This window comes from Chrysiogenia bacterium (assembly GCA_020434085.1).
GTDB lineage: Bacteria > JAGRBM01 > JAGRBM01 > JAGRBM01 > JAGRBM01 > JAGRBM01.
Genome location: JAGRBM010000005.1, coordinates 1 through 7,960 on the forward strand (window position 1 = coordinate 1; position 7,960 = coordinate 7,960).

Sequence of the window (7,960 nt, forward strand, 5' to 3'; positions counted from 1 at the left end):
CACTCTCGCGGGTCTCAAGCCCGGCGAGCACCAGCCCTACCTGACCAACTCGGCGGTGCTTCTCGCGCCGCTTGCGGGCCGCGCGCCGGGCAGCGTGGCGCCGGGCGACCTCATTGCCGCGCGCTATGACAAGATCGGCCTGCTCCCCTTCGGGGAGTTCATGCCGCTTCAGGGCCTGATTCCCCAGCTTCGCCAGTGGATTCGCGGCGGCGGAACCTTTACCCCCGGAACAAAGCCCGCGTCCTTCGACGTGGCGGGGATGAAGCTCGCCGCCGGGATCTGCTACGAGGCGATCCTGCCGGCCATGACGCTCAAGGCGCTTCGCCCCGAGGACCAGGTGCTGCTCAACCTGACCAACGACGCCTGGTTCGGCGAAGGCGATGAGCGTCACCAGCACTGGACCCTCGCGGTGTGGCGCACCATCGAAAACCGCGTGTGGCTGCTGCGCGCAACCAACACCGGCCGCACCAGCGTGATCGATCCAGCGGGGCGAGAAACCGCGCGTGCGCCGGAAAGCCAGAAACACGTCCTGTTTGCGCAGGTGCGCGCGGCCGACATGGGCAGCCTTTTCAGAAGCTTCGGCCGCTGGTTCGACTGGCTCTGCCTTGCCGCACTGGCACTGGGGATGCTGGAGACATGGCGTCGCAAACGCACATGAGTGGCCTCTACCTGCACCTGCCTTTTTGTGTGAAGAAGTGCCCCTACTGCGACTTCAACACCTGGCCGCTCGATCAGCTCGGCGCCGGAGATCACGAGGCAAAGTTTTTCGCCGCTCTTGGTCGCGAAGTGGACCTGCTGCTTGAGGCGCATGCCGCCGAAGAAGGCGCGCAGCCTCTGGAGACGCTCTACTTCGGCGGCGGCACGCCCTCGCTGAGCGAGCCCGCGCGCATCGCGGCGCTCACCCAAAAAGTCCGCGCGGCCGGTCACGCCCCCAAAGAAATCACGCTCGAAGCCAATCCCGAATCCTTTTCAGCCCAGCGCTTTGCCGGTTTTGTGGATGCGGGCATCAACCGCATCAGCGTCGGGGTGCAGAGCTTCAACGACGAAGTGCTCCGCGCGCTGGGGCGCGAACACGACGTAGCGCGCGCGCGGCAGGTGCTCGCCTGGCTGCGCGGCAATGAGCGGCTCATCTCCTGGAACTTCGACCTGATCTACGGCGTCGGGGATGCGCACGACGTCGCTTCTTTCGAGCGCGAGCTGGACGAGCTTCTCGAATGGGCGCCGCCCCATGTCTCGCTCTATGCCCTCGAAGTGCACGGCGCGACGGCCTTCGGAGCGCGCGCCCGCGCGGGCGAGCAGCTCACCACCGGCGATGACGCGCAGGCCGACCTCTTTGACCTGGCGCGCGCGCGGCTGCTGGGTGCGGGCTATCACCACTACGAGATCGCCAACTTCGCAAAGCCCGGCCACGAAGCGGTGCACAACTCGCTCTACTGGCGCGCGGCGAGCGTGATTGCGGCCGGGCCCGGAGCGACGGGATTCTGGCGCGGCGCCTGCGCGCCGTGGGGGCTTCGCTGGAAGACGCCGCGATCGATGCCTGCGTATCTCGAATGGTGCGCCGCTCTGGGCGATCCCTCCGGCGGCATTGCCGCCCTGCTCGAACCGCTTGCCGGGCGCGCCGCCGAGTGGGAGCACCTCGATCAGGCGCAGGCGCTCAGCGAACGGATGATCCTCGGGCTACGGCTCCTGGAAGAAGGACTCGATCTCGAAGCGCTGCGAAAAACCTTCGGGGAAGAAGCGGTCGCGGGCAAGCTCGCGGCGCTGGATCGTTATCTGGGGGCCGGCTGGCTGCGGCAATCGGGCACGCAACTCTTCCTGGAAGGCGAGTACGCACTGGTCGCGAATTCATTGTTTGCCGACCTGATGGACTGAACCGGGTCGTCCACTGGCACAGATCGCCGCGAGAAAAACCAGAAATATCAAAGTGTTAGCCCACTTCGACCTGCCCTTGACGGGCAGGGGGGGCTGACTTAGCTTAGGGAGGCTTCCGGTGGTGGAGGCTTTGCAAGTAGCGAATTTTACTCTATCTTTTGGGAATTTCGCGGAACTTGCGGCTCGGGCGTTTCAGGGAGTCCTGAAGCAGCCCGGACCGGTATTGGAAACTGATGCAACGAGAGCGAAGAAAATCTCAGGTACTGCGTGACCTGATCGATGAGTTCCTGCGCACCGGCGCGGCCGTTGGCTCCAAAGCCCTGGCCGAGCGTTCGGGTGCGGGCGCGTCGTCGTCGACGATTCGCTCGGTGATGTCGGAACTCACGCGCGAGGGATTGCTCGAGCAGCCCCACACCTCGGCCGGTCGCATTCCGACCGAGCACGCGCTGCGCCTCTACATCCGCGACCTGTTGGAACTCGAAACGCTGAGCGATCGCGAGCGCGGGCGCATTGCGCGCACGCTCGACGAAGTGCTGTCCGAGCGCGACGAGCCGCTGCTTGGCGCCGCGCGGCTGCTCTCCTCGCTCTCGGACCAGGCCGGCGTGCTTCTCACCCAGGGGATCGAGCAGGTTTGTCTCAAGCGCATCGAGCTGGTGCGCGTGGGCGCCCACCGGGTGCTGGTGATCCTGATCTCCGTGCACGAGACGATCTACGAGCGGCTGCTGCATGTGAAGGAAGACATTTCCAGCGACGAGCTGCAGCGCTACACGAATTTTCTCAATCGCTTCGCCGACGGCTCGCCGCTGGGGGAACTTCGCGCGCGGCTCGAAAACGAGCGCGTGCGCATGGGCCGCATGGCGGGCCTGCTTGTCGAACGGGCGGTGCAACTGGCCACCCGCGCGATGGAGGGGCTGCCCGCCGCGGGCGAACTTCACGTCGAGGGACAGGCGCGCATTGTCGAGCACGAGGACCTGCTGGGCAATGCGCGCATGCTGCGCGACCTGCTGGAGATTCTCGACGACGGGCGCACCATTTCCGACCTGCTCGCGCGCGTCGCGCGCGGCGAAGGGGTGCAGGTGCTGCTGGGCGCCGATGCGGGGCTGGAGAGCGTTCCTCTGAGCCTGGTGGCCGCGCCCTGCCGCGCTCTGGATCAGCAGCTCGTGGGCACGCTGGGCGTGCTCGGCCCGACACGGATGAATTACTCGCGGGTGATCCCGCTTGTTTCGTGCCTGGCGGCACTTGCGGGGCAGCGTTTTGCCCCGGCATCATCGAATTTCGCAACGAATCAGGAAGAGAACTGAGCCATGGCGGCGGATGAACCAAAAGACATTGCAGCGGCACTCTTTGCCGAGGCCCTGGAGAGCCAGGAAAAGCGCAAGCGCGGCGAGGCCGGTGAGGACATCGACATCGACGTAAGCGTCGAAGGTGATGCCGCCGACAGCGAAGCCGGCGGTGTGGATATCGACATCGACGTCGGCGGTGACGCGCCCGAGGGCGAACTGGCGCAGCAGGGTGGCGGAATCACGGCCGAGCAGGTCGTGGCCATGACCGAGCTGCAGGACGAACTCGACCGCGTGCGCGACCAGCTCGAACGGGTCGAGGCCGCCCGACGCGACAACCACGACAAGTTCATGCGTACACTTGCGGAGCTCGAAAACTTCCGCAAGCGCGCGGCCAAGGAGCGGCAGGAAATCGTTCGTTACGGGCATGAGAATCTCGCCCGCGAGCTGCTCGGTGTGATCGACAACTTCGAGCGCGCCATGATGGCCGCGCCGGCGAGCGAGGGGCTCGATCCGCAGGTGAAGTCCTTCGTCGACGGCGTGCGGATGACGCACGTGCAGCTTCTGCAGACGCTCGGAAAGTTCGAAGTGAAGCCCTTCGATTCGAAGGGCATGAAGTTCGACCCGGCCCGCCACCAGGCGATGAGCCGGGTTCCGGCGCCCGACGTGGCGCCCGATACCGTCGTGGAAGAAATGCAGAAGGGCTACACCCTCCACGAGCGGTTGCTGCGCCCGGCCATGGTGGCGGTCGCCACCGGGGCGGACGAGGCGGCGGCGCCTGCCGCTGCTGCTCCGGAGGCCGCACCGGCAGCGCCGGAAACGCCCGAGGGTTCGGGAGAAGATGTGAATTGAATTGGTTTGTCGCCGTGGGGACGGGGCGGACTGTGTGACGATTTGGGAGAGAGCGCCCGGCGCAAAGGGAATCGGGGAACAGGGAGCAAAGGTTTAGTATGGGCAAGGTAATCGGCATCGACTTGGGAACGACGAACTCCTGCGTGGCCATTCTGGAAGGCCAGGATCCCGTCGTGATTGCCAATGCAGAGGGCTCACGCACAACGCCCTCCATGGTCGGCTTCACCGACAGCGGAGAGCGTCTGGTCGGCCAGATTGCCAAGCGCCAGGCCGTAACCAATCCCGAGCACACGCTCTACGCCATCAAGCGCCTGATCGGTCGCCGCTTCGAGGACGAGGAAGTCACTCGCGCGACCGAAACCTCGCCCTTTGAAATCGTGGCCGCCCAGAACGGTGACGCCTGGGTGAAGGCCCGCGACAAGGAATACAGCCCGGCCGAGATCTCGGCCATCGTGCTCCAGAAAATGAAATTCACCGCGCAGGATTACCTCGGCGAGGAAATTTCCGACGCGATCGTGACGGTGCCGGCCTACTTCAACGATTCGCAGCGCCAGGCGACCAAGGACGCTGGCAAGATCGCCGGACTCAACGTCCTGCGCATCATCAACGAGCCCACGGCTGCGGCGCTGGCCTACGGCCTCGCCCAGCAGAAGGGCGGCGACCACAGCTCGAAGAAAGTCATCGTGTTCGACCTTGGTGGCGGCACGTTCGACGTTTCGATCCTCGAACTCAACGATGGCGTGTTCGAAGTGAAGTCGACCAACGGCGATACCTACCTGGGCGGCGAGGATTTCGATCAGCGGATCGTCGATCATCTGCTCGCCGAGTTCGAGGCCGAGCAGGGCGTCGACCTGCGCAAGGACAAGATGGCCCTGCAGCGCATCAAGGAAGCGGCGGAGAAAGCCAAGCACGAGCTCTCCAACGCGACCGAGGCCATCATCAACCTGCCCTTCATCACCGCCGATGCGACCGGGCCCAAGCACATGGACCTCACGCTCGACCGCGCGAAGCTCGAAGAACTCGTCGAGCCGCTCATCGACCGCCTGACCATCCCCTGCCAGCTCGCCCTCAAGGACGCCGAGCTGACGAAGGACGACATCGACGACGTCATCCTGGTCGGCGGCATGACGCGCATGCCGCGCGTGCAGGCGAAGGTGAAGGAAATCTTCGGCAAGGAACCCAACCGCAACGTCAATCCCGACGAAGTGGTGGCCATGGGCGCTGCCATCCAGGGCGGCGTGCTGAGTGGCGACTTCAAGGACGTGCTGCTGCTCGACGTGACCCCGCTCTCGCTGGGCGTGGAGACCGCCGGCGGCGCGTTCACGCCGATCATTCCGCGCAACACGACCGTGCCCACGCGCGCCAGTGAGGTGTTCACCACCTCGCAGGACAACCAGCCCTTCGTGAATATTCACGTGCTTCAGGGTGAGCGCCCCCTGGCCGAGGAGAACAAGACCCTGGCCAACTTCGAGCTGGTCGGCATTCCGCCGGCGCCGCGCGGTGTTCCCCAGATCGAGGTGACCTTCGCCCTCGACGCCAACGGAATCGTGGAAGTCTCGGCCAAGGACCTTGGAACCGGCAAGGAACAGTCCATTCGCATCACCGCTTCCTCGGGCCTGACCGAAGAAGAAGTGCAGCGCATGGTCGAGGATGCCGAAAAATACGCATCGAACGACGAAGACCGGCGCAAGCTCATCGACCTGCGCAACACCGCCGACGGGCTGATCTATTCGACCGAACGAACCATTGCCGATACCGGCGATACGCTCTCGGATGAAGATGCCGAACACGTCAAGGAAGTCCTTGCCGTGCTCAAGGAAGCCCGCAACGGCGAGGACATCCTCGGCCTCGAAGCGGCCATTGATAAACTGCAGGAAGTGACACACAGGCTGGCCGAGGCGATCTACGCCGAGGCCGCCCGCGACGCGTCCTCCGAGTAAGGCGCGGCGCGCGGGCAGCAAATTCGCAATGTTAGAGAGAAACGCCGCCCCGGCCGGACGAACCGGGGCGAGCGCGCACCCATGAAACCATGAGCAAACGAGACTTTTACGAAATCCTGGGTGTCGATCGCGGGGCGAGTGCCGACGAAATCAAGAAGGCCTACCGCAAACTCGCCCTTGAGTATCACCCGGACCGCAACCCCGACGACAAGGACGCCGAAGAGAAGTTCAAGGAACTTCAGGCGGCCTATGACATCCTTTCCGACGAACAGAAACGTGCGGCCTACAACCAGTTCGGCCACGCCGCCTTTGAAGCCGGCGGCATGGGCGGAGGCGGAGGCGGCGCGGGCTTCGGCGGCTTCGATCCCAACGGTTCCCCCTTCGGTGACTTCTTCGGCGATATTTTCGGCGACATGTTCGGCGGCGGGGGCCGCGGTCGTCAGCGCACGCGTCGCACCCGCGGCACGGACCTGCGCTACAACCTGGCGCTGGATTTCGAGGAAGCCGCCTTCGGCAAGAGCGTCGAGTTGGACATTCCGCGCAACATCGCCTGCAAGACCTGCGATGGGAGCGGCGCGAAGGCCGGCACTTCCCCCGAGACCTGCGGCACGTGCCGGGGTTCCGGGCAGGTTCGCTATCAGCAGGGCTTCCTGAGTGTCGCGCGCACCTGCCCCCAGTGCGGCGGGCATGGCCAGACGATCAAGGAAAAGTGCGACGACTGCCACGGGCGCGGCCGCGTGGAAGAACACGCCAAGGTGGAGGTGAACATCCCCGCCGGCGTGGACGACGGCATGCAGCTTCGCGTGGGCGGCAAGGGTGACACCGGCGGCCACGGCGGCCCTCCGGGGGATCTCTACGTGGTGATCCACGTGCGAGAGCACCCCACCTTCCATCGCGACGGTGACGACGTGCGCTCCGAAGTGCTGATCGGTTTTGCCGATGCGGCGCTCGGAACCGAGATCGAGGTCGAGACCCTCGACGGCAAGAGCGTGCTCAAGGTGCCGGCCGGAACGCAGCCGGGCAACGTGCTCCGCCTTCGCGGCAAGGGCGTTCCGCATCTGAACGGTCGCGGTCGGGGCGATCACCTCGTCCACATCGACATCCGCGTGCCAAAGAAACTCAACAAGCGCGAGAAAGAACTGCTCGAAGAACTGCGCAAGATCGAAGAAAAGAACGGCAAGAATTCGCACGGCTCCAAATCCGAGAGCAGCGCGCGCGGCAGCTTCTTTGGCCGCATGGGCCTGTAGACAAAGCCGCGCGGCGAGGAACCCATGAGCTATCCCAACCTGCAGGTGGAGATCGCCGAGAACGGCGTCGCCACCGTGATGATCGACCGTCCCGATGTGCGCAATGCGGTCAATACGCAGACGCTGGTTTCGCTGACGCAGGCCTTTGCCGATCTCTCGGCGAACGAGTCGGTGCGCGCCATCGTGCTGCGCGGCGCGGGGGACAAGGCCTTTTGCGCCGGCGCCGATCTCAAGGAATGGCAGGGGCGCGAGGGAGCCTCGGAATACCGCGCGCACTTCGAAGCAGTCGCGCGCAGCGTCGAGGCGATTACCCGTTGCCCCAAGCCCGTCGTCGCGGCGGTGGACGGCTTTGCGCTGGCGGGCGGCTGCGGGCTGGCCGTGGCCTGCGATGTGACGCTGGCATCGCGGCGCAGCAGCTTCGGCCTGCCGGAGATTCGCATCGGCCTGCTGCCGGCCATCGTCATGGCGCCGATCTTTCGCGCCATCGGGCGCAAGAAGGGCGTCGAGATGGTGCTGCGCGGCAACCGGATCAAGGCGCAGGAAGCCGAGGCCTGCGGGCTGATCACGCGCTGCGTGGACGATGAAAAGATTCACGAAGAGGCGCAGGCACTGGCCGCAGAGCTGGCCTCGTTCAGCCCCTTCGCCATGAAGCTGGGCAAGGAAGCCATCGCCACTCTGGGCGACATGGAGTTCTACGCCTCGCTCAATTACCTGCGCGAGGTCATTGCCCTGACCTCCCTGAGCGAGGACGCCGCCGAAGGAGTCGCTG

7 protein-coding genes are annotated in these 7,960 nt (G+C 65.2%); all 7 read left to right on the forward strand.

Going from position 1 to position 7,960, the window contains the following annotated elements:
• A partial coding sequence (locus KDH09_00100; protein MCB0218065.1) for an apolipoprotein N-acyltransferase occupies nucleotides 1-658 on the forward strand: 658 nt, incomplete at its 5' end.
• The gene (locus KDH09_00105; protein ID MCB0218066.1) at nucleotides 655-1,872 is read left to right on the forward strand and encodes a coproporphyrinogen III oxidase family protein; all 1,218 of its coding nucleotides are present in this window, start codon (nucleotides 655-657) and stop codon (nucleotides 1,870-1,872) included. The genes KDH09_00100 and KDH09_00105, both read left to right, overlap by 4 nt.
• A gap of 233 nt (nucleotides 1,873-2,105) precedes the next feature.
• A complete protein-coding gene (gene hrcA, locus KDH09_00110) occupies nucleotides 2,106-3,173 on the forward strand; it encodes a heat-inducible transcription repressor HrcA (GenBank protein ID MCB0218067.1) in 1,068 nt (355 codons plus the stop codon).
• 3 nt (nucleotides 3,174-3,176) lie between these two features.
• On the forward strand, nucleotides 3,177-4,004 hold the full coding sequence (gene grpE, locus KDH09_00115) for a nucleotide exchange factor GrpE (GenBank protein MCB0218068.1): 828 nt from the start codon (nucleotides 3,177-3,179) through the stop codon (nucleotides 4,002-4,004).
• Between the two features lie 98 nt (nucleotides 4,005-4,102).
• A complete protein-coding gene (gene dnaK / locus KDH09_00120; GenBank protein MCB0218069.1) occupies nucleotides 4,103-5,944 on the forward strand; it encodes a molecular chaperone DnaK in 1,842 nt (613 codons plus the stop codon).
• 89 nt (nucleotides 5,945-6,033) lie between these two features.
• On the forward strand, nucleotides 6,034-7,191 hold the full coding sequence (gene dnaJ, locus KDH09_00125; GenBank protein ID MCB0218070.1) for a molecular chaperone DnaJ: 1,158 nt from the start codon (nucleotides 6,034-6,036) through the stop codon (nucleotides 7,189-7,191).
• A gap of 24 nt (nucleotides 7,192-7,215) precedes the next feature.
• Nucleotides 7,216-7,960, forward strand: a 745-nt coding sequence (locus KDH09_00130) for an enoyl-CoA hydratase/isomerase family protein (GenBank protein ID MCB0218071.1), incomplete at its 3' end; no start/stop codon positions are given.